26 protein-coding genes and 1 tRNA gene are annotated in these 24,319 nt (G+C 69.1%); 19 read left to right on the top strand and 8 right to left on the bottom strand.

From position 1 onward, the window contains the following. Positions 1-3: 3 nt before the first annotated feature. From ABD989_RS01620 to ABD989_RS01660, 9 genes are all read left to right on the top strand, one after another. On the top strand, positions 4-1,587 hold the full coding sequence (locus tag ABD989_RS01620; protein WP_345312173.1) for an FAD-dependent oxidoreductase: 1,584 nt from the start codon (positions 4-6) through the stop codon (positions 1,585-1,587). Between the two features lie 59 nt (positions 1,588-1,646). Further along, entirely contained in the window at positions 1,647-2,333 is a 687-nt protein-coding gene (locus tag ABD989_RS01625; RefSeq protein WP_345312174.1) for a response regulator transcription factor, read from the top strand. 43 nt (positions 2,334-2,376) lie between these two features. Continuing rightward, positions 2,377-3,789 carry a HAMP domain-containing sensor histidine kinase gene (locus ABD989_RS01630; protein WP_246994252.1) on the top strand — a complete coding sequence of 471 codons (1,413 nt, stop codon included), beginning with the start codon at positions 2,377-2,379 and terminating at the stop codon, positions 3,787-3,789. A gap of 78 nt (positions 3,790-3,867) precedes the next feature. After that, complete coding sequence (locus ABD989_RS01635; protein WP_246994254.1) at positions 3,868-5,256, top strand: S1C family serine protease; 1,389 nt, start codon at positions 3,868-3,870, stop codon at positions 5,254-5,256. A 38-nt stretch (positions 5,257-5,294) separates the two neighbouring features. Next, positions 5,295-5,843, top strand: coding sequence for a MogA/MoaB family molybdenum cofactor biosynthesis protein (locus tag ABD989_RS01640; RefSeq protein WP_246994255.1), 549 nt, complete (start codon positions 5,295-5,297; stop codon positions 5,841-5,843). 388 nt (positions 5,844-6,231) lie between these two features. Further along, on the top strand, positions 6,232-6,852 hold the full coding sequence (locus tag ABD989_RS01645; protein WP_345312175.1) for an MspA family porin: 621 nt from the start codon (positions 6,232-6,234) through the stop codon (positions 6,850-6,852). A 27-nt stretch (positions 6,853-6,879) separates the two neighbouring features. Then, positions 6,880-7,551, top strand: coding sequence for an MspA family porin (locus ABD989_RS01650; RefSeq protein WP_345312176.1), 672 nt, complete (start codon positions 6,880-6,882; stop codon positions 7,549-7,551). Positions 7,552-7,557: 6 nt separating this feature from the next. After that, complete coding sequence (locus tag ABD989_RS01655; protein WP_345312177.1) at positions 7,558-8,247, top strand: MspA family porin; 690 nt, start codon at positions 7,558-7,560, stop codon at positions 8,245-8,247. A 95-nt stretch (positions 8,248-8,342) separates the two neighbouring features. Continuing rightward, positions 8,343-9,443: a PLP-dependent cysteine synthase family protein gene (locus ABD989_RS01660; RefSeq protein ID WP_345312178.1), complete on the top strand. Its 1,101-nt coding sequence runs from the start codon at positions 8,343-8,345 to the stop codon at positions 9,441-9,443. On the opposite strand, the gene ABD989_RS01665 is transcribed toward ABD989_RS01660, so the two are convergent. The 3 genes from ABD989_RS01665 to ABD989_RS01675 all read right to left on the bottom strand — a co-directional run bounded on the left by ABD989_RS01665 (position 9,440) and on the right by ABD989_RS01675 (position 11,388). Continuing rightward, a complete protein-coding gene (locus ABD989_RS01665) occupies positions 9,440-10,117 on the bottom strand; it encodes a biliverdin-producing heme oxygenase (protein WP_345312179.1) in 678 nt (225 codons plus the stop codon). The two genes, ABD989_RS01660 and ABD989_RS01665, sit on opposite strands and share 4 nt — an antisense overlap. A gap of 128 nt (positions 10,118-10,245) precedes the next feature. Continuing rightward, positions 10,246-10,788, bottom strand: a complete 543-nt coding sequence (locus ABD989_RS01670) for an MscL family protein (protein WP_372493180.1) — start codon at positions 10,786-10,788, stop codon at positions 10,246-10,248. 15 nt (positions 10,789-10,803) lie between these two features. Continuing rightward, the gene (locus tag ABD989_RS01675) at positions 10,804-11,388 is read right to left on the bottom strand and encodes an SAF domain-containing protein (protein WP_345312180.1); all 585 of its coding nucleotides are present in this window, start codon (positions 11,386-11,388) and stop codon (positions 10,804-10,806) included. A gap of 79 nt (positions 11,389-11,467) precedes the next feature. Between ABD989_RS01675 and nhaA the strand changes: the two genes are divergently transcribed. After that, positions 11,468-12,703 carry a Na+/H+ antiporter NhaA gene (gene nhaA, locus ABD989_RS01680; protein ID WP_345312181.1) on the top strand — a complete coding sequence of 412 codons (1,236 nt, stop codon included), beginning with the start codon at positions 11,468-11,470 and terminating at the stop codon, positions 12,701-12,703. Positions 12,704-12,745: 42 nt separating this feature from the next. On the opposite strand, the gene ABD989_RS01685 is transcribed toward nhaA, so the two are convergent. Further along, a complete protein-coding gene (locus tag ABD989_RS01685; RefSeq protein ID WP_345312182.1) occupies positions 12,746-14,302 on the bottom strand; it encodes an alanine/glycine:cation symporter family protein in 1,557 nt (518 codons plus the stop codon). Between the two features lie 169 nt (positions 14,303-14,471). Between ABD989_RS01685 and ABD989_RS01690 the strand changes: the two genes are divergently transcribed. Then, a complete protein-coding gene (locus tag ABD989_RS01690; RefSeq protein WP_345312183.1) occupies positions 14,472-14,744 on the top strand; it encodes an FmdB family zinc ribbon protein in 273 nt (90 codons plus the stop codon). A gap of 7 nt (positions 14,745-14,751) precedes the next feature. Here the strand turns inward: ABD989_RS01690 and ABD989_RS01695 are convergent, their stop codons facing one another. Beyond that, positions 14,752-15,336, bottom strand: a complete 585-nt coding sequence (locus tag ABD989_RS01695; protein WP_425556459.1) for a 5-formyltetrahydrofolate cyclo-ligase — start codon at positions 15,334-15,336, stop codon at positions 14,752-14,754. A 61-nt stretch (positions 15,337-15,397) separates the two neighbouring features. Here ABD989_RS01695 and ABD989_RS01700 point away from each other — a divergent pair, with 61 nt between their 5' ends. The 4 genes from ABD989_RS01700 (at position 15,398) to ABD989_RS01715 (ending at position 18,773) form a co-directional block, all read left to right on the top strand. Continuing rightward, the gene (locus ABD989_RS01700; RefSeq protein WP_345312185.1) at positions 15,398-16,291 is read left to right on the top strand and encodes a UTP--glucose-1-phosphate uridylyltransferase; all 894 of its coding nucleotides are present in this window, start codon (positions 15,398-15,400) and stop codon (positions 16,289-16,291) included. A 103-nt stretch (positions 16,292-16,394) separates the two neighbouring features. Next, positions 16,395-17,699, top strand: coding sequence for a molybdotransferase-like divisome protein Glp (gene glp / locus ABD989_RS01705; RefSeq protein WP_345312186.1), 1,305 nt, complete (start codon positions 16,395-16,397; stop codon positions 17,697-17,699). Positions 17,700-17,733: 34 nt separating this feature from the next. Further along, complete coding sequence (locus ABD989_RS01710; RefSeq protein ID WP_345312187.1) at positions 17,734-18,396, top strand: GNAT family N-acetyltransferase; 663 nt, start codon at positions 17,734-17,736, stop codon at positions 18,394-18,396. After that, positions 18,393-18,773, top strand: coding sequence for a VOC family protein (locus ABD989_RS01715; protein ID WP_345312188.1), 381 nt, complete (start codon positions 18,393-18,395; stop codon positions 18,771-18,773). Before ABD989_RS01710 ends, ABD989_RS01715 begins: the two co-directional genes overlap by 4 nt. Positions 18,774-18,785: 12 nt before the next feature. Here the strand turns inward: ABD989_RS01715 and ABD989_RS01720 are convergent, their stop codons facing one another. Further along, entirely contained in the window at positions 18,786-19,544 is a 759-nt protein-coding gene (locus ABD989_RS01720; protein ID WP_345312189.1) for an ABC transporter permease, read from the bottom strand. Further along, on the bottom strand, positions 19,541-20,260 hold the full coding sequence (locus tag ABD989_RS01725; RefSeq protein WP_345312190.1) for an ABC transporter ATP-binding protein: 720 nt from the start codon (positions 20,258-20,260) through the stop codon (positions 19,541-19,543). The genes ABD989_RS01720 and ABD989_RS01725 overlap by 4 nt, the downstream gene beginning before the upstream one ends. Before the next feature lie 127 nt (positions 20,261-20,387). Between ABD989_RS01725 and sepX the strand changes: the two genes are divergently transcribed. Continuing rightward, positions 20,388-21,524 (top strand): divisome protein SepX/GlpR, encoded by a 1,137-nt coding sequence (gene sepX, locus ABD989_RS01730; protein ID WP_345312191.1) that lies wholly within the window; start codon positions 20,388-20,390, stop codon positions 21,522-21,524. Between the two features lie 10 nt (positions 21,525-21,534). Next, positions 21,535-21,711, top strand: a complete 177-nt coding sequence (locus tag ABD989_RS01735; protein ID WP_246994287.1) for a hypothetical protein — start codon at positions 21,535-21,537, stop codon at positions 21,709-21,711. 1 nt (position 21,712) lies between these two features. On the opposite strand, the gene ABD989_RS01740 is transcribed toward ABD989_RS01735, so the two are convergent. Next, positions 21,713-22,444, bottom strand: coding sequence for a hypothetical protein (locus ABD989_RS01740; RefSeq protein ID WP_345312192.1), 732 nt, complete (start codon positions 22,442-22,444; stop codon positions 21,713-21,715). Between the two features lie 106 nt (positions 22,445-22,550). On the opposite strand from ABD989_RS01740, the gene ABD989_RS01745 reads away from it, so the two are divergent. Together ABD989_RS01745 and ABD989_RS01750 are read left to right on the top strand one after the other, a co-directional pair. Next, positions 22,551-22,623, top strand: a tRNA-Ala gene (locus ABD989_RS01745). 615 nt (positions 22,624-23,238) lie between these two features. Continuing rightward, on the top strand, positions 23,239-24,318 hold the full coding sequence (locus tag ABD989_RS01750; RefSeq protein WP_246994291.1) for an AI-2E family transporter: 1,080 nt from the start codon (positions 23,239-23,241) through the stop codon (positions 24,316-24,318). Position 24,319: the final 1 nt, after the last annotated feature.

The following is a 24,319-nucleotide window of genomic DNA, read 5'->3' on the forward strand; positions in this document are numbered from 1 at the left end:
CCCGTGGCTTTCGTCATCACCCAGTCCTGCTGCAGCGACGCCGCCTGCGTTTCGGTGTGCCCGGTGAACTGCATCCATCCGACGCCGGAAGAACGCGGCTTCGGCACCTCGGAGATCCTGCACATCGACCCGGTGGCCTGCATCGACTGCGGCGCCTGCGCCGACGCCTGCCCGGTCAACGCGATCTTCCCGATCGAGAACCTCGCGCCGCGGGACCGGGTGTTCGCGGAGGTCAACGCCGACTATTACGCGGCGAACCCGGACATCACCTCGGGCTGGACCGACGTGGTCTACCCCGACATTCCGCGGCTGCCGGACGGTCTGCGGGTGGCCGTGGTCGGGACCGGCCCGTCCGGCGGCTACGCCCTGCGGACCCTGCTCAACCGCACCCGGGCGCGGATCACCGTGTTCGACGCGCTGCCCACGCCGGGCGGACTGGTCCGGGCCGGGGTCGCGCCCGATCATCCGAGCACCAAGGACGTGATGGCCACGTTCGACCGGCTGTACCGCGATCGTGCGGTGACCATGGCGACCAACGTCCGGATCGGCGGCGACGTCGCGGCCGGCGAGGTGACGCCGGCCGAACTCGCCGAGCACTTCGACGCCGTGTTCTACGCGGTCGGCGCCGCGCACCCGAAGGCACTGGGCATTCCGGGGGAGGAGCTGCCCGGATCGACGTCGGCCACCGAGTTGGTGGCCTGGTACAACGCGGTGCCCGGCGCCGACGGTCCGCCGTTGGCCGCCGGCGGCAGCGGCCGCGCGGTGATCGTGGGCACCGGCAACGTCGCCCTCGACGTGGCGCGCATTCTGGTGTCGCCGCCGGAACAGTTGGCGCGCACCGACATCGCCGATCGGGCGCTGGCGCTGCTCGCCGAGCAGAACCTCCACGAGGTGGTGGTGCTGGGACGCCGCGGCCCCGATTCGGCCGCCTACTCGGCCGCCGAATACCGCGCACTCTCGGTGATCGACGGTGTGCAGGTGGTGGTGCACGACGCCGCCGACGGCCCGATCCCGGACCTGAGCGGCCCGGCCGACCCGGCGCGACGACGCATCGTCTTCCTCTTCCACTCCGCGCCGGTGCGCGCCGAGGGTGCCGGCCGCGTCGAGAACGTCACCGTCGCGACCGCCGGTCGCGAGCACCACGTGGCCGCCGATCTGCTGGTGCGCTCGATCGGGTACCGGTCGTCGCCCATCGCCGGGCTGCCGTTCGATCACGACCGCGGCACGTTTCCGAACGACGAGGGCCGGATGCTCGACGACGCCGGCGCCGTGCTGCAGGGCGTCTACGTGCTCGGCTGGGCCGGTCGCGGCGCGGTCGGCGGCATCGGCGCCAACAAGCTGCACGCCGTCGCGACCGTGGAGAAGTTCCTGGAGGACGCGGCGGCCGGGTCCCTGGACCGGACCGCGGCCACCGCCGACGAGTTCGAGGCGCTGTTGCGCACCCGGCAGCGCGCGGTGGTCGGCTACCGCGGCATCGCGGCGATCGATCGGTCCGAGCGTGAGCGGGGCCGGGAACAGGGGCGCCCGCGCGTGAAGTTCACCGAGCTGTCCGACATGCTCGCCGCGGCCGGGCGTCGTCGTCGCTGACCGCGGATGTGCGGCGCGCCCTCAGTGCGCTCTAAGCCCGGAGGGATAAGACTGTAGGCATGCGCATCCTTGTGGTCGACGACGACCGGGCCGTCCGCGAGTCCCTGCGGCGGTCCCTGACCTTCAACGGGTACACCGTGGAGACGGCGGGCGACGGACTCGAAGCACTCGAGAAGGTGGTGGCCGACCGGCCGGACCTGATAGTGCTCGACGTGATGATGCCGCGCCTGGACGGGCTGGAAGTGTGCCGTCGTCTGCGCGCGGCCGGCGACGACCTCCCGATCCTGGTGCTGACCGCCCGCGACTCGGTGTCCGAGCGGGTCAGCGGCCTGGACGCCGGTGCCGACGACTACCTGCCCAAGCCGTTCGCTATGGAGGAACTGCTGGCCCGGCTGCGCGCGCTGTCCCGACGCACCACCCGCGAGGACGACCTCGACTCCGAGGCGATCACCTTCGAGGACCTGACGCTCGACCCGGTGACCCGGGAGGTGACGCGCGGCGAGCGGCAGATCAGTCTGACCCGCACCGAGTTCGCGCTGCTGGAGATGCTGATGGCCAACGCCCGCCGGGTGCTCACCCGCAGCCGGATCCTCGAAGAGGTGTGGGGCTACGACTTCCCGACGTCCGGCAACGCGCTGGAGGTCTACATCGGCTACCTGCGACGCAAGACCGAAGCCGACGGCGAGACCCGACTGATTCACACCGTGCGCGGCGTCGGCTACGTGCTGCGCGAGAACGCGCCGTGAGGCAGGTCGTGCCGGCGTGAGTTCCCGGACTTCCGGTCGCCCCATGCGCAGCCCCCTCGCGCTGACTCGCGGGGTGTCCCTGCGCACCCGGGTGGCCCTGCTCGTCGCGGCCGTGGTGGTGCTGTCGGCCACCCTGATGGCGGGCGCGACCTACGTCTTCGTCTATCGCGCGCTGTACCAGGACGTCGACTCTCAGCTCACCGTGCGCGCCGACGGCATGACGGTGCTGGCCAACACCGGTCAGCTGTCGGAGCCGAGCCGACTCCTGACCGGCACGGTGTTCTCCACCAACATCACCATCGCGCTGGTGCAGCCCAACGGCCGCGTCTTCAGCGTCGGCGAGGTTCCGTTCGAGTCCGTCGAACGCGAGATCGCCACGTCCGACCCCGGGGACAGTCCGGCCCAGAGCCTGCGGACGGTCGGCAACCACCGGGTGCTGGCGCGCAAGCTGTCCGACGGCAGCACCCTGGTGCTGGCGCAGAGCCTGGACCGCACCGACGCGATCCTCAACCGACTGGCCTCGGTGCTCTTCGTGGCCGGCGGCATCGGTGTCGCGTTCGCGGCGGCCGCGGGCACCGCGGTGGCCCGCGCCGGACTGCGGCCGGTGACCCGCTTGACCGGCGCCGTCGAACGGATCGCCAAAACCCAGGACCTGCGTCCCATCCCGGTCAGCGGCACCGGCGAACTGGTCCGCCTCACCGAATCGTTCAACGCCATGCTGGCCGCGTTGGCCTCGTCGCGCGATCAGCAGGCGCGGCTGGTCGCCGACGCCGGCCACGAACTGAAGACGCCGCTCACCTCGCTGCGCACCAATCTGGAACTGCTCATCGCCGCCTCCGAGCCGGGGGCCCGTCAGGTCCCGGCCGCCGACATGATCGAACTGCGATCGGACGTGATGGCGCAGATCGAGGAGCTGTCCACCCTCGTCGGCGACCTCGTGGACCTGGCCCGCGACGATTCGTCCACCGCGGTCTTCGAGGAGTGCGAGATCTCCGAGGTGATCGAGGAGGCGCTGGTGCGAGTGCGGCGTCGTCGCACCGACGTCGATTTCGAGATGGACACGCAGCCGTGGTTCGTCTTCGGCGAGGCCGCCGGCTTGTCCCGCGCGGTGTTGAACGTCCTGGACAACGCCGCCAAGTGGAGTCCGCCGGGCCGCGCGGTGCAGATCCGTCTGCGTCAGACCGGTCCGGAGATCGCCGAGCTCACGGTGGCCGACGCCGGTCCCGGCATTCCGCCGGAGGATCGCGAGCTGGTCTTCGAGCGCTTCTATCGGGCCGCGGCGACGCGCTCGATGCCCGGGTCCGGCCTGGGCCTGGCGATCGTGCGCCAGGTGGTGGTGCGCCTGGGCGGCACCGTTTCGGCCGGCCAGTCGGAGCAGGGCGGCGCTCTGATCCGGATCACGCTGCCGGGCAGTCCGGTGCACACCGAGCCCGACCCGATGCTGGTCCGCCGCTGATCGTCGACCGTGGGGCTCTGGGCGTGTCGGCAGGAACCCTTGAGCACCCTCACAGGAAAACCTTCTAAGGTGAACGCCATGACAGACCGCGGACCCCGCGACGACGATCCGAATCCGTACGCACCCCCCGGCGGGCACCCCGCGCCCGGCGCGAGCGGCATGCCTCCGGTACCCCCGGCACCGCACTACGGCCAGCAGGCCGGGTACGGCGCACCGCCCCCGCGGCAGCCCGCGCCGCACCAGCCGCAACCGACGCTCGCCTACGGTGCGGGCGTCGGTCCCTATGGACCGAACACCGGCGCGCAGCCGGTGGTGCCGCCGCCACCCGGATCGCAGCCGCCGGTGCCGCCGCAGCAGGGCGCACCGGACGGGCCGCAGAAGAAGGGTCGCGGGCCGATGTGGGTGGCGATGGTCGCCGTCCTGGCGCTGGCCGCCGGTCTGCTCGGCGGCGTGGTCGGCGTCATCGCGACGCGGGGCGATTCGGGCGCCGATGCACCGGAGGTGCTCGCCGGTTCGCCGAGCACCCGCGTCAGCACCCAGCCGCCGGCCAAGCCCGGTTCGGTGCAGGACGTGGCGGCGCGCGTGCTGCCCTCGGTGGTGTCCATCGGGGTGTCCAACGGTCGGCAGAGCGGGTCCGGCTCGGGCGTGGTGCTGGAAAGCGACGGCACCATTCTGACCAACGCGCACGTGATCCTCGCCGGCGGCGACAAGCCCGCGGAGAACGTGCTGGTGAGCTACAGCGACGGCTCGCGGGCCAAGGCCACCGTCGTCGGCGTCGACGTGACGTCGGACATCGCGGTGATCAAGGCCGACAGCTCCGGTCTCACGCCGATCACGCTCGGTGCGTCCGACAACCTCTCGGTGGGCCAGGACGTCATCGCCATCGGTTCCCCGCTGGGCCTGGAAGGCACGGTCACCACCGGCATCATCAGTGCGCTGAACCGTCCGGTCACCACCGGCGGCGCCGACGGCTCCATCGAATCGGTGATCAACGCGATCCAGACGGACGCCGCGATCAACCCGGGTAATTCCGGTGGCGCCCTGGTTAATTCGTCGGGCGCGCTGATCGGTATCAACACCGCGATCGCCACCGTGGGTGGCGGGCAGGGCGAGGTCGGTTCCATCGGCCTCGGCTTCGCCATCCCGATCGATCAGGCGATGCGCGTGGCCAAGCAGCTGATGGCCGGCCAGAAGGTGACGCGCGCCAATCTCGGCGTCAACGTGCGTCCGGGCCCGGATGCGACCCAGCCCGGCGCGCTCGTCCAGAGCGTGGTCGCGAACGGTCCCGCGGCGGAGGCCCGGATTCCCGAGGGCGCCCTCATTACCGCGGTGAACGACACCAAGATCGTCTCGTCCGAGGCCCTGGTGGCCTCGATCCGCTCGCAGGTTCCGGGTGAGACGGTCAAGATCACCTACACCCACCAGGGCCGCGAACAGACGGTTACCGTGAAACTAGGAGAGTCCTGAGCCGATTTCGGTCGGCTCGGAGCGAGGAGAGGTTCGACATGATCGACGCAGCAGACGCAGAGGCCGACGCCGCCGCCCGTGACCTGATCGACAGCGCGGCCGAGCCCGCGGAGCCGCTGCTTCGCGCACTGGTGGTGGTGGTCGACGACCGCATCGCCGAAGACGGCGACCCGAGTCGGCTGGGTGCCCTCGTCGGAGAGCTGTTGGAAGAGGGACACTTCCACGTCGATGCCACCGTCGCGGTGTTCGGCGACGAAGTGGAGATCCGCAACGCGCTCAACACCGCCGTGATCGGCGGCGTGGACCTCGTGGTCTCGGTGGGCGGTGTCGGCGTGCGTGCGCGCGATGTGACGCCGGAAGCCACCGAACCGCTGCTCGACCGCCGGCTCCGCGGCATCGAGGAGGCGCTGCGTTCGTCCGGGCTGTCCGCCGGAGCCACCGACGGCGGCCTCTCCCGCGGTCTGGCCGGTATCTCCGGGCAGACCCTGGTGGTGAACCTCGCAGATTCTCGGGCGGCCGTCCGCGACGGCATGGCGACCCTCATCCCGCTCTCGCGCTTCATCATCGATCAGGTCAGTGAATTCTAGGGACGACGCCGCGCCGCCGACGGGCGAGAGCGACGTTCCGGCCGAGGCGGAGTGGGAGCGACGGCGTCGTCTCGACGCGGTTTTCGGGGATCTGGTCCCGGAAACGACGGCGGACGCGGGTGAGTCTGCTCACACCGCGCGCGGACGCGATTGGTACGAGCAGAACACCCCGCCGCACCACGGCTAGGCCGTGGCCACCGGCTATCGGGCACGCGGCGTGCTGCCGCTGGTCGCACCTCCTTATCCGTATCATCGAGGACTATTCCTCTGATTGACGGGAATTTCTCAGGCTGATGGTGAGCGGCGTGACACATCGGATACGGTTTCTCTCGACTGGCGTCGCACACCGTCATGCCGTGCGCGCTGCTGACCAGCGAGGAGAATTACCATGCGCAAGCATTTCCTGCGTTCGTCCCTGATCGCCGCGACGATCGGTGCGCTCGGCGCGACCACCCTGCTCACCGGCGCGGGCACCGCGGATGCCGCGAAGCTGCCCAACGGCTCCAAGAAGTCGTCCGGCATCGACGGCCAGGTGGTGACCATCAAGCGCACCGGTGAGCGCGCCTACCCGATGCCGTCGGTCGCCAACAACGGCGCCGGCCGCGCCGCCGCCGTCTCCGGCACCTACAAGGCCACCCTGAACAAGGGTGTCGGCACCATGAGCGTCGGCTACCTCGTCGGTTGCCAGGTGGACATCACCGGACTCAAGGGCGGTATGAGCGGATCCATCGGCCTCACCTCGTCGCTCAGCGGGTCCATCTCGGTGCCCCTCATGCCGGGGCAGGTCGCGCTGATCCGCAGCGACAACATGTCCATCACCAAGGGCAAGGCCACCCTCATGGTCGACAGCTTCCACATCGACGTCCAGCAGTGCGGCGGCTACGCGTCGGCCCGCTCGGTGGTCACCGTGATGGCGGCCGACGGCATGTCCACCGCTGACGGCACCCTCTCCGGCAACAGCGGTTTCGTGCAGTCGAGCCTGTACGGCAAGCCCTTCAGCCTCAACTGATCCGCCACTCGCGAAAAGGACCCTGACATGAAGAATCTGACCAAGCGCGTCGTGGCCCCCGTCGCCGTGGCCGGCGCCGCGATGATCGCCCTCACCGGCGTCACCGCGGGTGTGGCCGAGGCCAAGAACCTGCCGGGTGCGACCAAGACCCGCAGCTTCGATGAAGGCAGCGTCACCATCCGCCTGTTCGACGAGTCGGCGCGCATCACCCGCGCGGTGACCAACGTCCCCACCTCCCGCGAGGTGCAGGTTTCCGGCAAGGTCGCCGTCACCACCAAGGGCGGTGTCAAGGGCGGCAACATCAACGTCGGCTACCTCGTCGGCTGCCAGCTGAACTTCGGCGCGAAGGCAGGCGGCGGCATTGCATACACGGCGCCCTACGACTTCGGCCAGAACAATCATCCGCAGGACTGGATGGCGAACCTGAACAACTCGGGTACCAACTTGTCGGGCGGTGTCGCTCTGGCGCCGGGCAAGGCGGCATACGTGCCGATCATCAAGGCGTCCATCGGCGGCAATCCCGTCGACAGCTTCGACTTCAATCAGGCCCGCGGCGGCGTCGCCTACAGCCAGGAGCGCTTCGGCGTCGACGGCTGTGCGGGGCATGCCGAAGGCATGGCGAAGGTGACCGTGAAGGTCTCCACCGACACCTTCAAGGGCAACATCACCATGTACGGCAAGCCCTTCAGCCTCGGATAGCAGATGATGATTGCGCGCAAACGCACGCTCGGATTGGTCGCTGCTGCGGCGGTGGTCGGCACGCTGGCCACCGGTGTCGTGACGACCGGCACCGCGGAAGCCGCACCGCTTCCGGGCGCCTCGGGCGCCAAGAAGGTCCCCGGCGGCAGCGTCTCGATCCGCCTGTTCGACGAGAGTTTCACGGTGCAGCGACCGGTCGCCCACGTGCCGACCAGTCGCGAGGTGCATGTCTCGGGCAAGGTCCGCGTCACCACCACCGGCTCACTCAAGGGCGGCACGGTGACCACCGGCTACCTGATCGGCTGCCAGCTCGACTTCGGGGCTAGGTCGAACGGCAACATCGGCCTGACCAGCCTCTCCAAGGACCAGTTCTCCACCTCGGTGCCGGGACCGGATGGAACTCCCATCCCGATCGACACGCCGCTCAATAAGGGCTCCGGTGTCGGTGGCGGCTTCACGCTGGCTCCGGGTGCGGCGAAGTTCGTCCCGGTGATCAAGGCGTCGATCGGCGGCCAGCCCGTCGAGAGCTTCACCTTCACCGGCCAGCGCGGCGGGGTGGCCTACAGCCAGGAGCGCTTCGGCGTCGACGGCTGCGCGGGCTTCGCCCAGGCGCGAGCGCTCGTGAACGTGAAGGTCGCGACTGACGACTACAAGGGCAACATCACCCTCTACGGTCGGCCGTTCAGTATCGGCTGACCCCGACCCACGAACCCACAGTGCAGCCACGCCCGGATCCGGGCGTGGCCGCACTGTTCGGTAGGGACAGGGCTGCCCGTGGCAGGATCAGCGGTATGGGATCCACCGTCGACCTCAACCGCTACGACGCCGACCACCGCGGATGGGTGGCCGAGTCGGTTCGCAGGATTCAGGCCGAGGCCAATCGGTCCGCGGACACCAATCTGATCGCGGTCCCGCTGCCCGCCGAGTGGAACATCGACCTGTATCTGAAGGACGAGTCGACGCACCCGACCGGGTCGCTCAAACATCGGCTCGCGCGATCGCTGTTCCTGTACGGACTCTGCAACGGTTGGATCCGGCGGGACGCGCCGGTGATCGAGGCCTCCAGCGGGTCGACGGCGGTGTCCGAGGCCTACTTCGCGAAGCTGATCGGCGTCGGATTCATCGCGGTGATGGCCGAGAGCACCAGCCGGCAGAAGATCGACCTCATCGAACGCGAGGGCGGCGACTGCCACCTCGTCGCCGATCCCAGCCGCGTCTACGAGGTGGCTCAGCAGCTCGCTGCCGAGACCGGCGGGCACTACATGGACCAGTTCACCTTCGCGGAACGGGCCACCGACTGGCGGGGCAACAACAACATCGCCGAGTCGATCTTCGCGCAGCTGTCTCTGGAACGCTTCCCCGAGCCGGAGTGGATCGTGGCCACCGCGGGCACCGGCGGGACGTCGGCCACCATGGCGCGCTATCTGGCCTATACGGGACGGCGCACGGGCGTCTGCGTCGCCGATCCAGAGAACTCGGCCTTCTTTCCCGGCTGGCGCGACCGGGATGCGAGCACCCGGACCGACGTCGGCTCGCGGATCGAAGGCATCGGACGCCAGCGCGTGGAACCCAGCTTTCTACCGACCGCGATCGACCGCATGATGGTGGTGCCCGATGCCGCCACGATCGCCGCACTGCGGCAGTTGGAGGCGACGACGGGCCGACGCGTCGGTGGGTCCACCGGCACGGGCCTGTGGGCCGCCTACCGGATCTGCGCGGAGATGCTCCACGAGGGGCGCAGCGGCAGCGTCGTCGCCCTGCTCTGTGACTCGGGGGACCGGTACCTGGACAAGTACTACTCCGACGAGTGGGTCGCCGGCGAGGGCCTGGACCCGGCGCCGTATGCCGCGCAGCTGGCGGACTTCTTCCGCACCGGGGTCCTGGCCGACTAGTTCGCGGGCAGTTCCAGCTTGCCGGCGAGCTCGGCGAACAGGCCCTGGTTCAGCTGGAACGCCTTGCAGACCTCGTCGACCACGCGCAGACGGTCGGTCTCCGACAGCTCGGCGCCGATGGCGTCGAGGTTGGTGCGGTAGTCGTCCTTGTACGGCTTGTTCTTGCCGATCTCGGCGAAGTCGTAGAAGTCCAGGCCCTTGCCGTCGAGGTCGAAGGCCCGGTTCACCAGAGCGCCGACGGCCTGGCCGCCGGACAGGTCGCCGAGGTAGCGGGTGTAGTGGTGGGCCACGTACAGGCCGGGCCACGACGCCGACTCGGTGATCGCGGCGGCGTAGGCGTCGGCGGCGGGCGACTCGATCGACTGGTCCTCACCGGGCGCCCACTGCTCGAGGTCGGCATCGATCGAGGCGAGGCGATCGAGCCCGGCGTCGAAGATCGGCGCGACGATCGGATCGGCGGCCAGGTCGCGGCCCACGCTCTCCAGCGCGGCGTAGACCGGGCGCAGTGTGCGCAGGTAGGCGAGGTAGCCGGCCTTGCTGACCCGACCGCCGAGCAGCGCGTCCATGAACGCGGACTGCTCCGCCTGCTCGTGTTCGTTCGCCGAGCCCTGCTTCATCGCCGCGGACAGCGGCAGGATGACGAGTTCGGAGGGGGCGAGCGAAGCAACGGTCATGGTGTATCTCCTGAAAGCTGATGTGGTGCGGCGTACACCTGTCGGACTAAGGGTACCCTGCCCATCGAAAAAACCGTCGTCCGCACCCCCGGAAGAGGCGCGGACGACGGTTCGTCGAGCAGGTCGGGTCAGCGCGAGTGGCGCGGTCCGTCGGCCGGCGGGAGGTTGTCCCCGGCCGGGGACGGCAGGCCGCCGCCGAGGCTCGCGGCCGGAGCGGCGTCCGACGCGGCCAGCAGGTCGCGGATCTCGGTGAGCAGACCGACCTCGGTCTCCTCGGCCTCTTCGCCGGCGTCGGCGCCGCGACGCAGCGCGGCCAGCTCGTTGAGCTTGTTGTACGGCACGATGATGATGAAGTAGACCACCGCGGCGACGATCACGAAGTTGATTCCGGCGGCGATGACGGCGCCGAAGTCCATCTTGGTCGCGGCGTCGGCGTCGTTCAGTTGGTAGGAGAGGCCACAGACCTGCACGGCGGCGCTCTGGGCCGTCTCCCCGCCGGTGTCCATCGTCTGACCACAGTCCTGGCCGGTCGGAATAGCGGCCAGCAGCGGGGCGATGATCTTGTCGGTGAATGCAGTGACGATCGCGGTGAAGGCGGCGCCGATGATGACGGCGGTGGCCAGCTCGACGACGTTCCCCCGAAGGATGAATTCCTTGAATCCCTTGAGCACGGGACTGAGTGTAACTCAGTGAAACACCAGCGTCAGTGCATTAACGAGGCCTGCTGCGGCGACGCGTCGCGCGGCCGTCTCGGGGACCGCCAGCAGGATCGGCTCGGCCGGAACAGCGACGACGGCCCCCGCGGCCAGTACGTTCGCGTCCTCGTCGACCACATCCACCACGTCACCGGTGCGCAGCAGACCGGTCACCGCCGGGTCGGCCGGACGAACCGACACCAAGCGGGCGCGCGGGTCGCCGGTGAGCGCGGCGGGCAGCCGGGACGAGAGCAACCGGGTGCTGGTGATCGCCTCGCCCTCGGTCACGGCACCGGACACGGTACTGCCGACGGCGGCGGCGGCCTCGTGCAACGTCCCGGGCAACGCGCTGCCGGCGGGCACCTCGGTGAGGGCCACGTCGCCTGCGGTGAGCACCTGCCCGGGGCGGAGGTCGTGCGCGGCGACGACCACGGCGTCGGTGCGTACCTGGCTGCGATCGACGAGCAGCAGGGCAGTGGCGCACAGCAGCAGGGACACGGCGGCGGCGCGTCGCACCGTGACCGCGCGCAGGTGCCGTGACCGGGGACGACGGCGCTGCCACGGCGGTTGTCTCATGTCCGGAACGTACGGCTCCGGAGCTGGCCTGTGCAGTCTCGTTTCCACAGCCGGGGCCTGTCGATGGAAGGATGTCCACATGGCACCGCTCAAATTCACCGGACGTTTCAAGGGCTGGATCGCCCGCGATGTGAGCGGCGGGATCTTGTTGTTCACCGCCGCCGTGGTTGCTCTGATCTGGGCGAACTCGCCGTGGCGCGACAGCTATGCGTCGCTGCTGGCGATCGAGGTGGGGCCGTCGGCGCTGCACCTGAACCTGTCCCTGTCGCAGTGGGCCGCCGACGGGCTGCTCGCGATCTTCTTCTTCGTGGTCGGCATGGAACTCAAGCACGAGTTCGTGGCGGGCAGTCTCCGTAACCCGCGTCGCGCCGGCGTTCCGGTCGCGGCCGCGGTCGGCGGCATGGTGGTGCCCGCGCTCTTCTATCTGGCGATCGTCGCCCCCACCGCCCCCGATGCCACGCACGGCTGGGCGATCCCCGCGGCCACCGACATCGCGTTCGCCCTGGCGGTCCTCGCGGTCTTCGGGCGCGGCCTGCCGATCGCCCTGCGCGTGTTCCTGATGACCCTGGCGGTGGTCGACGACCTGCTCGGCATCATCGTGATCGCGACGGTCTACACCGAGAGCATCGACTTCGGCATGCTCGCCGCGGGCCTGGGCTGCGTCGTCGTCTTCGGTTTCCTGGTCCGGCAGCGGATCTTCTTCTGGTGGCTGCTGCTGCCGATCGCGCTGGTCGCCTGGGCCTTCGTGCACGCCTCGGGTGTGCACGCGACCGTGGCCGGCGTGCTGCTCGGCTTCACCGTGCCGGCGGTGGCACTGCACGGGGAGATCCTGCCGCGCACCATCACCGGCAGCCGAGTGCTGACGCCGTGGTCGTCGGGCATCGCATTGCCGCTGTTCGCGTTCGCCGCGGCCGGTGTGACGGTGGTCGGCGGCGACGACCTGGTGCAGCCGGTCAGCATCGGCATCGTGGTGGCACTGGTGGTCGGCAAGGTGGCCGGTGTGCTCGGCACGACCTGGGTGGTGACCCGCGCGACGCCGCTGCGCCTGCCGGACGCGATCGGCGTGCGCGACCTCGTGCCGATCGGCCTGCTGTGCGGCATCGGCTTCACCGTCGCGCTGCTGATCGCCGAGTTGTCGTTCACCGGCGGAGCGGCGGAGAGTCACACGTCCGCGGCCAAGGTCGGCATTCTGTTCGGCTCGCTGCTGGCGGCGGTGCTGGGCGGGGCGCTGCTGCGGTGGGACGCCAAGCACCCGCGACACGCGGACATGAATCGCGACGGCATCGTCGACCGCAATACTGAGCTGATCGAGTAACGGGGGCTCATCGAGTAGCCGCGGTCCGTCGAACTGCGGGGCTCAGCCGAGCGGAACCTTCTGTTCGCGCGACGGAGGTCCGGTGTACGTCTCCCAGAAGGTGGCGCCCTGGATACCGAGCTCTTGCGGGCGGAAGATCGGATCCACTCCGGCCTTGCGCTGCCGTTCGTAGTCGCGCAGGGCCTTCAGTGCCGGACCCTGGATCACGAAGATGCCGAGCAGATTCAGCCACGCCATGGTGCCCACGCCGATGTCGCCGAGCGTCCAGGCGTCCTTCGCGGTGGCGATCGCGCCGTAGACCACCGAGGCCAGGATCACGGCCTGCAGCAGGATCTGCAGATTCTCGCCGACCGTGCTGCGCAGCGGGCGGATGTACAGATTGGCCTTCTCGCCCAGCATGAAGCGCAGATTCACCTCGGCCATGTAGTAGTAGGCGACGATCGTGGTGAAGCAGAAGAAGGCCAGCGAGATCGCGACGAACGACGCCCCGGCCCCGGCCCAGATGGTGTCGAAACCGTGCTGCACGTAGCCCGATCCCACTTCTTCCTGGCCGGGCACATGGATCGGCAGGCCGCCGCCCTCGGCCATCACGCCGCCGGCCTCGGCCTCGTCGTTGAACACCCGGTAGGCGCCGGTCGCCAGGATCAGGAAGCCGGTGGCCGAGCAGACGAACAGCGTGTCGATGTAGACGGCGAAGGACTGCACCAGGCCCTGCTTGGCAGGGTGGCTCACCTCGGCGGCCGCGGCGGCGTGCGGCCCGGTGCCCTGACCGGCCTCGTTGGAGTAGATGCCGCGCTTGACGCCCCACATGATGGCCGAGCCGATGATCGCGCCGAAGGCGGCGTCGGCGCCGAACGCGCTGGAGAAGACCAGGCGGATCACTTCGGGAACGTCGCCGGCGTTGATCAGCACCACGATGAGGGCCAGCGCGATGTATACCGTCGCCATGGCCGGGACCACGATCGACGCGAAGGCGGCGATGCGCTTGACGCCGCCGATGATGACGAAGCCGAGCAGCGCGGCGGTGATGGTGCCCACCACCCACTTCTCCACGCCCCAGGCGTTGTGCATCGAATCGGAGATGGAGTTGGCCTGGATGTTGGGCATCAGGATGCCGCACGCGATCAGCGTGACGAGGGCGAAGATCCACGCGTAGACCTTGAAGAAGCCGCGGCCGCGCGTGTGGGCCAGTGCCTGACGGAAGTAGAAGGCCGGGCCGCCGCGGTATTCGCCGGTCACCGCGTCGCGCGTCTTGTAGATCTGGCCCAGCGTGCACTCGACGAACGACGTCGAGGCCCCGAGGAAGGCCATACCCCACATCCAGAACAGTGCGCCCGGCCCGCCGAACGCGATCGCCGTGGCCACACCCACGATGTTGCCCGCGCCGACGCGGCCGGCCAACGACACCGCCAGCGCCTGGAACGACGAGATGCCGTGTTCGGAGGAACTACCGCGCCAGATCAGCCGCAGCATGTCCTTGAACAGGCGGATCTGCGCGAATCTGGTCCGGACCGAAAAGAAGATCCCGGCCGCGAGGCACAGGTAGACCAGTGCGTTGCTCCAGATGTAACTGTTCAGGGTCGACAGCGTTTCGGTCATTCCGGTCTCCGAAAGTGGGTTCGGCTCGTCGACCGGTGCCCCGGCCAGGGTGCGAGTGTGACACACCACGTTCGACGATGTGCGGATTGCCCTCGGCTTGGCACTCGGAATGGGGGAGTGCCAGCAGCGGTTACACTGGACGACAGTCTTTGATCCCCCGGAGGTTTTCGTGCCCACTTACAGCTATGCGTGCACTGACTGCGACAACAAGTTCGACATTCAGCAGGCCTTCTCCGACGATGCGCTGACCACCTGCCCGCAGTGCGACGGCAAGCTGCGCAAGCTCTTCAACTCCGTCGGCGTGGTGTTCAAGGGCAGCGGCTTCTACCGCACCGACTCGCGCAAGGGTTCGGTCCCGTCGAGTAGTTCGAGCAGCAGCAGTTCGTCGTCGAGCACGTCGTCCTCGTCGTCGAGCAGCAGCAGCAGCACCACTGCGTCCTAACGCGGGGTCAGCCGACGGGGCGGAAGCCGCCGGACGGCGTGAGGATCCACTGCCCGCGCACGTCGTACCGGTCCTCGGGCAGTTCGCCGTCGACCACCTCGGTGTCGTGCACCACCACCACGATCTGGCCCGGCATGCCCACCAGCGTGCGGTCGTAGTAGCCGGCACCGCGGCCCAGTCGGACGCCGCGCCGGTCCACCGCGACCGCGGGCACCAGAATCAGCTTGGCCTCCACCAGCGTGTCCGGATCCAACCGAAGTCCTTGCGGCTCAAGGAGATTCCAGCGTCCCTCGGTGAGGGTCTGCTCGTCGCGGTAGACGCCCCACTGCAGACGCTGCGGGTCGCCCTCCGGGACGATCGGCAGCAGCACGCGCAGCCCGCGGTCCACCAGGGCGTCGAGCATGGCGGTTCCGCCCGGCTCACGGCGCGTGGGCACGTACGCGGCGACGGTGTCTCCGGCGGCCACCTCGATCGGCAGGTTGTACATCCACTCGGCGAGATCGCCGATGGCCTGCGACAGCACGAACGGGCTCATCGCATCGCGGGCTGCCAACAGTTCGGTCCGCAGCGCGTTCTTGTCCGACGTCGTCATCTCGGGGAGTCCCTTCACTCGCGTCCGATCCTGCCAGAGGGCGGCCAGTAAGCTGATCGACATGTCGCAGTCGAAGATCCCGCGCACCGCAGTGGTGCCCGCCGCCGGTTTGGGCACCCGTTTCCTGCCTGCCACCAAGACGGTGCCGAAGGAACTGTTGCCCGTCGTGGACACCCCGGGCATCGAGTTGGTCGCCGAGGAAGCCAAATCGGCCGGCGCCGAACGGCTGCTGATCATCACCTCGCCCGGCAAGGACGGCGTCGTCGCGCACTTCGTGCAAGACCTGGTGCTGGAGCACACCCTGGCCGCCCGCGGCAAGGAGTCGATGCTCGCCAAGGTGCGCAATGCGCCGTCGTTGCTCGAAGTGGCCTCGGTGATCCAGGACCAGCCGTTGGGGCTGGGGCACGCGGTGGGCTGCGTGGAAACCGCGCTCGGCGACGACGAGGACGCCATCGCGGTCCTGCTGCCCGACGACCTGGTCCTGCCCGGCGGCGTGCTCAGTGCGATGGCCCGGACTCGGGCCGAGTACGGGGGCAGTGTGCTGTGCGCGATCGAGGTGGACGACGAGAAGATCAGCGCCTACGGCGTTTTCGACGTCGAGGACGCCGACCCCGCCACCCCGCACGTCAAGCGGGTCAAGGGCATGGTGGAGAAGCCTGCGGCGGACGAGGCGCCGTCGAACCTGGCCGCGGCCGGCCGATACATCCTGGATCGGAAGATCTTCGATGCGCTGCGCGAGATCACCCCCGGCGCCGGCGGCGAACTGCAGCTGACCGACGCGATCGCGCTCCTCATCGAGAAGGGGGAGCCGGTGCACGTCGTGGTGCATCACGGGACCCGGCACGATCTGGGCAACCCCGGCGGCTACCTCAAGGCCGCCGTCGATTTCGCCCTGGACCGCGACGACTACGGGCCGGAACTGCGGGCCTGGCTGCGCGAGCGTCTCGACCAGTAGCGCGGCGAGCCCGCGCGCCTGCAGGACCAGGCGGCGCACGATGGTTAACCTCGATTCGGAGCCCGCTGCGGACGCCGGTTTTCGCCGGCGGTGAGGAGATGACATGCGCTCGGTGCAGGACCAGTTGAGCCTGGTGGCCGCTTCGGTGGTGGCCCCGCGACCGGTCCAGGTGGCCATCTCCGAGGCGCAGGGTCTGCTGTGCGCCGAAGAAGTGATGACCACCGAGCCGTTGCCCGGCTTCGACCAGGTGGCCGTCGACGGCTACGCGGTGCGCGCGGTGGACGTGGCCCTGGCGGGAACGTCCGCGCCCGCGGAGATGGCCGATCTCGAGGCCGGCGGCCTCGACGTGAGCCGCCCCGACGACAGCGACGATCTGGTGGTGACCCTGCCGGTGGTCGGTGAGGTGGCCGCGGGGTCGCGCACCCCGACGCGGCTGCAGCCCGGGCAGGCCGTCCGGGTCTCGACCGGAGCGCCGATGCCCACGCTCGCCGACGCCGTGGTGCCGCTGCGGTGGACCGACGGAGGCATGCAGCGCGTGATGATCGGGCACGGTGTGGAGAGCGGCGAGTACGTGCGGCGCATCGGCGACGACGTGGTGCCCGGCGACGTCGCCGTCCGGGAAGGTGCGGTGATCGGCCCGGCCCAAGTGGGGCTGCTGGCCGCCGTCGGCCGCTCCCGGGTGCTGGTCCATCCGCGGCCGCGCGTCGCGATCATCACGGTGGGCGACGAACTGGTCGACATCGACCGCGATCCCGGCCCGGGCCAGGTGTACGACGTGAACAGCTACGCGCTGGCGGCCGCTGCGCGCGACGCCGGCGCCGACGTGCACCGCGTGGGTGTGGCCGTCCGCGACAAGGACCGGCTGCGCGAAGTGGTCGAGGCGCAGTTGATCCGTTCGGAGATCGTCGTGCTGTGCGGCTCGGTGGGCGGACAGGCCTCGCAGGAGGTGGTCGAGGCGCTGGCGGATCTGGGCGACATGGAGATCGGTCGGATCGCCATGCATCCGGGTTCGGTGCAGGGTTTCGGACTGCTCGGGCGCGATGAGATCCCCACCTTCTGGCTGCCCGCCAACCCGGTCAGTGCGCTGGTGACCTTCGAGGTGATGGTCCGGCCGTTGATCCGGATCGCCCTCGGCAAGCGTCATCCGCGTCGGCGGACGGTTAGCGCTCGTACCATCGGTCCGATCGCCTCGGTGGCCGGCCGGACCGGCTATCTGCGCGGCCAACTGATGCGCGACGAGCGGTCGGGTGAGTACCTGGTGCAGGTGATCGGTGAATCGCCGACGGGCACTTCACATCTGCTCGCCGAGCTGGCCGACGCGAACTGTTTGATCGTCGTCGACGAGGACGTCGAGGAGTTGGAGACCGGCGATCGCGTCGAGGTCATGTTCTTGGCTCAACGCGGGTGATCGGCGGCTGCGCGGCGACGATTAGGATCGCCCCATGCTGAGATGGCTGGTCGATTCGCCGAGCAACCCGGGATGGCCGGCGACCCTGGGGCCGCTGCGTGTGAAGGCCGGGGTCGTCACGGTGCGCCCGATCCGCATGCGCGACAGCAAAGAGTGGAGTCGGCTGCGGATCAAGAATCAGAACAGCCTGCTGCCGTGGGAACCCACCGGGGTGGGGCCGTGGAATCGGCGGCATGAGCCGTCGGCGTGGCCGCCGTTGCATTCGGTCCTCAAGTCCGAAGCCAAGCGCGGGAACGTGCTGCCCTTCGTGATCGAGGTGGACGGCCGGTACGCCGGACAGTTGACCGTCGGCAACATCCAGCGCGGCGCCGTGCGCAGCGCGTGGATCGGCTACTGGGTCGACGACGACTTCAGCGGGCAGGGGGTGGCCTCGGCCGCGGTCGCGCTCGGGGTGGACCACTGCTTCGGTCCGGTCGGGCTGCATCGGCTCGACGCCACGGTGCAGCCGACCAACGGCGGCTCCCAGGCGGTGCTGCGCAAGGTCGGCTTCCGCGAGGAAGGCCTGCTCAAGCGGTACATGGACGTCAACAACCGCTGGCGCGATCACCTGCTGTTCGCGATCACGGTCGAAGAAGTGGTCGACAGTGCCGTCGACACACTGGTGCGCGCCGGACGGGCGACTAGGGTCGACGCATGACGATGATGCGCCCGTTCCTGATGTTCCAGGGCGGCGTGGCCGCGGCCGCGATCGACCTGTACGTGACGACGTTCGACGGCACCGTCGTGGCGTCGACCCCGCACGCGCCGCCGGCGAGCGGGATTCAGCTCGCCGAGCTGGACCTGAAGGGTCAGCGAATCCTGGTGAGTGACAGCGCGATCGACCACGACTTCGACTTCACGCCGTCGACGTCGATGTTCGTCGACTGCGACGACCGCACCGAACTGGAGCGTCTGGTCGAGGTGCTCGGCGCCGACGGCGCCACGTTCATGCCGCTCGACGACTACGGCTTCTCCACGGCGTTCGCCTGGGTCGCGGACCGGTTCGGCGTCTCCTGGCAGCTCAATCTGCCCTGATCGGCAGGGCGCTCACGGGGTGCGACGACGCAACGTCACCGCGCCCAGCGCCAGCGCGGCGACGGTGAAGGCGGCGAGGATGCCGATGTCGCGCCACAACAGACCGGTCGGTGCGGCATGGTCGCGGATCTCCTGCAGCGCCTGGACGGCGTAGGTCAGCGGCATCACGTCGGACAGGTACTGCATCCAGTCGGGCATCTGGTCGCGGGGGACGAACAGGCCGCACACGAACAGCTGCGGGAACACGATCGCGGGCATGAACTGCACGGCTTGGAACTCGGTCTGCGCGAAGGCGCTGCACAGCAGGCCCAGCGCGACGCCGAGCACGCCGATCAGAATGCACACGCCGATCACCCCGCCCGCCGAACCGGCGATGGTGAGGCCGAAGCCGCCGAACGCCAGCCAGCATGTGAGGGCGGCCTGGACCGCGGCGAACAGCGCGAAGGCGAGCGTGTAGCCGCCCATGAGCGAGCCCTTGCTCATCGGCGTCGCCAGCACCCGCTCCAGCGTTCCGGAGCTGCGCTCGCGGAGCATGGCGATGGAGGTCACTAGGAACATCGCGATGAACGGGATGATGCCGAGCATGGCGGTGGCGACCCGGTCGAAGTGGGTGGGCTGGCCGGGCACCTCGGGCATGGCCGCGAACATGTAGTAGAGCAGCACCAGCATCACCAGTGGGATCGCCAACAGCAGCGCGATGGTGCGCGGGTCGGCGCGCAACTGCTGGAGCACGCGGACGAAGGTGGCCGTCGTGGTGCGCAGGTGGTTCACGCCGCCGCCCCCGTGTCGGTGATGATCTTCAGAAAGGCCTCGTCCAGGCTCTGCTCGCCGGTGCTGTTGCGCATCTCGGCGGCGGTGGTGGTGGCCACCAGCTTGCCGTCGCGCAGCAGGATCAGGCCGTCGCAGTGGTCGGCCTCGTCCATCACGTGGCTGGACACGAGCAGAGTGGTTCCGGCGTCGGCGAGCGCGCGGAAGCGCTGCCACAGGTCGGCGCGCAGTACCGGATCCAGGCCCACCGTCGGCTCGTCGAGGATCAGCAGGTCCGGGCGGCTCACGAGAGCGCTGGCGATGGAGACGCGGCGCAGCTGGCCGCCGGAGAGGTTCTTGGCGCGCTGGCCGGCGACGTCGACCAGATCGACGGCGGCGAGCGCCTCGTCGACGTTGGCCGTCGAGTTCTGCAGGCGCGCGAAGTAGACGATGTTCTCGCGCACCGAGAGGTCGGTGTAGACCGACGCGGCCTGGGTGACATAGCCGAGGCGGGAGCGGAGCGCCGCCGAGCCTGCGGGCAGACCGAAGACGGTGACCGTGCCCTGCACGTTGCGCTGGGAGCCGATGACGGCGCGCATCAGTGTCGTCTTGCCGCAACCGGACGGCCCGAGGAGGCCGGTGATGGACGCGCGCGGCACCACCGCGTCGACGTCGTCGATCGCCACGTGTTTGCCCCGCTTGACGGTCACGCCGCGGCACTCGACTGCGTTCTCGGTCACGTTCTCACCGTAGCTCATGAGAATTCGCTGGGGCCTGCGGCGCGCCTGAGCGATCGCGGCGGTGCGCGGACCTAGGTTGAAATGTGGTCGAGTGTCGGCAAATCGGAGCAGAAGCGGAGGTCGTTCGGTGAATTCGTCGGTGTTGTGGATCTTCCTCATCGTGGCCTGGCTGTTCATCCTGCTGCCGATGGTGTTGCGCGGTCAGCCCGAGGTGCGCAAGACCACCGAGGCGGCGGCCAATACGCGCCTGCTGCACCGCGGTGGTCAACGCGCCACGGCCGGTCGTCGTTCCGCCGGACGGCACCCGAGCGACCCCTCCTATGTGCGTAAACCCGCCCGTACCTCGCCCGCCCTCCAGCGACCGGTTCTCGAGGAGACCCCCATGGACGATTCCGCGATCGACGAAACTGCAGTGGAGAAGCCGGCTGTGAAGACGGCCGACGTCGACGATGTCGAGCTCGCCGCCGAGGTGACCGATGTGCTCGACGCCGTGGAGGTCGCCGAGGACGACATCGTGGACGCCGAGACCGTCGAGGAGCCGGCCGAGGCGGAGCTGGACGAGGACCTGGACGACGACGTCGAGGAGGGTCTCGAGGACGAACTCGACGAAGACCTCGAAGACGAGCTCGACGAGGACCTTGACGACGAGCTCGACGAGGACCTTGCCGACGAGCTCGACGACGATCTGGACGACGAGTACGAGGACGACCTCGACGACGAGTATGACGACGAGGCCACGGACGAGGGCCTCGACGACGAAGACGTTCCCGCGCGCCCGGAGGCCAAGCCCCGGGAGCTGCGTGGACGCGCGTACACGCCGGACGCGATCGCCGAGCGCGATGCCCGCCGGTACCGCGAGCGGCAGCGGATCGTGGCCGGACTGGTCGCGGCAACCGTGCTGGCCATTGCCAGCTGCTTCTTCTGGCAGCCCTACGGCTACCTCGCGACCGGCGTGATGGTGGTCCTGTCCGGCCTGTACCTCTACTTCCTGCGTCGTACGGCGGTGGCCGAGCAGCAGTACCGCGCGCAGCGTGCCGCGCGTCTGCGTCGCCACGCCGCGGAAGACGAGCGACTGCGCCGCGAGCAGGAGCGGGACCTGGCGGTCCGTCCGGAGATGCCGGCCTCGCCGGTGCGCCGTCGTCCCGGCGGCATGGTGGTCCTGGAGCTCGACGACGAGGACCCGTCGTTCGATCACCTGCCGACCTACGACTTCGCCTACGCGAACGACGCGCAGATCGCCGACGACTACCGTCACGCCGTCTAAGGTGGGGGACATGAGCGGATTGACTGGCGATTGGTACTACGACGTCTCCACCGGTGAAGTGAGCCAGGGGAAGGCGACCCACGCCCTCACCCGCATGGGCCCGTACGCCACCGAGGACGACGCGCGTCGCGCACTGGAGATCGCGGCCGAGCGCAACGCTGCGGCCGACGCCGAAGACGACGACTGATTCACACGTCGATCGCCGCGCGGTGATCGACGATCCACTGTCGGCTGGCGCCGACCGCCCGGCACAGCGCCACGCGCTCGCCGAGGTAGGCGGCCGGGCCGCCGACAATTGGCAGCCACATCAGTGAGCTGATCAGGCGCGGCGCCTGCGGTCGTGCGCCGAGCGCCTTGTCGAGGCTGCGCAGCCCCCAGGCGATGTCCCACAGGCCCTTCAGCACGGCCTTGGCGAGCGCCGACCCGCCCTCGGGGAATTCTTGTCGCACAGCGGGTTTCGCGCACGCCGCGGACACCTCGCGCCCGAACAGCACCGACCCCAGCATGGCGATCTGCTCCGCGCGATCGACGACGCCGTATTCGCGTCCCACCGCCAGCACCATCAGGGCCTGGCTCGCGGCGCCGAGGAAGGCGCCGATCGGAACCTTTCGTGTCCACGCACCGAACATGCTGGGGAAGGCGACGGCGACGGTGTTGACCGCGCCGATCCGATCCACCCACCAGTCGGCCCGCTGGTTCATGCTCAGCGCGTCCCAGCCGGCGGTGCCCGGCCAGTCGGCTGCCTGCAGTGCGGCGACCGCGGCGTTGCCGGGGGACAGCGGTAGCCGGTCCAACAAGCGCGCGTGCGTCCGCCGCTTGAGGTCGAACGGATCGCTGTGCGCCAGCACATCCAGAATCGGGTCGGCGACAGCGACGGTGCGGTCGAGAATCGTGACGATCTGCGCGTCGTTCAAGGCCATGCCGTCGACGCTACCTGTCCCCGCGCGGACCCCGATTTTCACCTACCGCGCGCAGCCGGTTAAACTGGTGCACGGTTCATCCGAGGGGCTTCCCGAGGACGAGCACGGGGCTATGGCGCAGTTGGTAGCGCGACTCGTTCGCATCGAGTAGGTCGGGAGTTCGATTCTCCCTAGCTCCACCGAAAACCGCCCTTCCTGGATTCCGGGGAGGGCGGTTCCTGCATCATTGGCGGCACTCTGCCGTCTGGCGCAGTCGCCTGGTGACTGCACCAGACGGCAGTGCTGTCCGGCGCTCTACAAACACTCACGCCGCCGGCCCCGAATGGGGCGGGCGGCGTGAGTGTCCTCCGACAGGTTTGTGGCGCTAGATCAGGCGCCGAAACCGAAGGTGATGGCGATGTGCAGCAGGTCGCCGCCGAAGACGGTGAAGTCGTTGAAGAACTGGGTCAGAGCGGGGAACATTGCGTGTCCTTTCGGGGTTCGGTTCACATCGATCGATGTGCCAAAAGCGTTACACGCCAACCCCTTTCGTGGAAGTTAGGCTACCCTAAATCACACTTCGCGCCGATTGTGGCACGAGTCACGATTGTCGCTCTCGGGCCCGCCGACCAGCGCTGATCCCATGTCGACGAAGGGTGGGTGCGCGGGGCGGATAGGCCGCGGTCACGCACTGTTTACGCACGACATGCGCCGTTCACTGGCGGAAGTCGACGTCAAGTCTGAAGGCCTTCTTGAGGTCCGGCATACTGAGACGACCCTCGGCGGCCGGTTCGGGGCCAGCGCGTGAGGGAAGTATGAGCAAGCAACGGCAGTTGATCGACCTGAGACGCGTGCGCCGCCTCGGGGTCTTCGCGTGGTCGGTCCTCGGGATGGTCGCGTTGGTCGTGGTAGTCGCACTCGCGATCGGGGCGGTCAGCGGTATCCTGGTGCCCTTGGTGATCGCGGTGATCGTCGGCGTGGTCTTGGAGCCGATGGTCGACTTCCTTGTGCGCCACCGGGTTCCAGCCGCTTTGGCGCCGGTGATCACGCTGCTGACGGCATTGGCCGTGCTCGTGGGCGTCATCGTGATCGTGATCCGCGGTTTCGTCGACCAGTGGCCGGAGATCCAGCGGCAGCTGCAACTCGGCTGGGACAGCATGGCTAAGTGGCTCGAGTCGCTCGACGTGGACGACGCGTTGATCGACGGTGTCCGCGCCACCGTCGAGGACCTCGCGCCCGCGGTGGGACAGGGCGTCCTGGGCGCGGTGTCGTCGACCGTCTACGGTGCGATCTCAGCGATCATGGGTGCCTTCTTCGCGCTCTTCTTCCTGTTCTTCGTCTTGCGCGACGGCCGACGATTCGGCGACTGGCTGGCGGCGTCGACCCGCCTGGACCGGGACACGGTCACCGAGGTCACCGAGATCTCCCGCGCGTCGATCCGCGGCTACTTCCGCGGCACCGCCATCACCGCGCTGCTGACGGCGCCGATCTTCATGGTGCCGCTGGTCCTGCTCGGCGTGCCCCTGGCGATCCCGATCTTCATCCTCTACTTCGTGCTGTCGTTCGTGCCGTTCCTCGGGGCCTGGATCGCCGGCGGCTTCGTGATTCTGATCGCGTTCGGCTCCGGCGGCACCACGGCGGCGCTGATCATGGCCATCACCTTCCTGATCTCCAACGGCACCATTCAGAGCGCCGTCAGCTCGTGGGCGCTCGGCTCATCGCTGCGGCTGCACCCGATCTCGGTGCTGCTGGCGACGATCATCGGCGGCACCGTCGCGGGGTTGCTCGGCATGGTGCTGGGCGCGCCGGTGCTGTCGGCGGTGCTCAAATCCGTCGAGGCGGTGTCGCATCGACGACGGGCGGCCGCCGAGATGGCACCGGAGCCGGGCGACTGAC

The sequence above is a fragment of the Gordonia alkaliphila genome, from assembly GCF_039542465.1.
Taxonomy (GTDB): domain Bacteria; phylum Actinomycetota; class Actinomycetes; order Mycobacteriales; family Mycobacteriaceae; genus Gordonia; species Gordonia alkaliphila.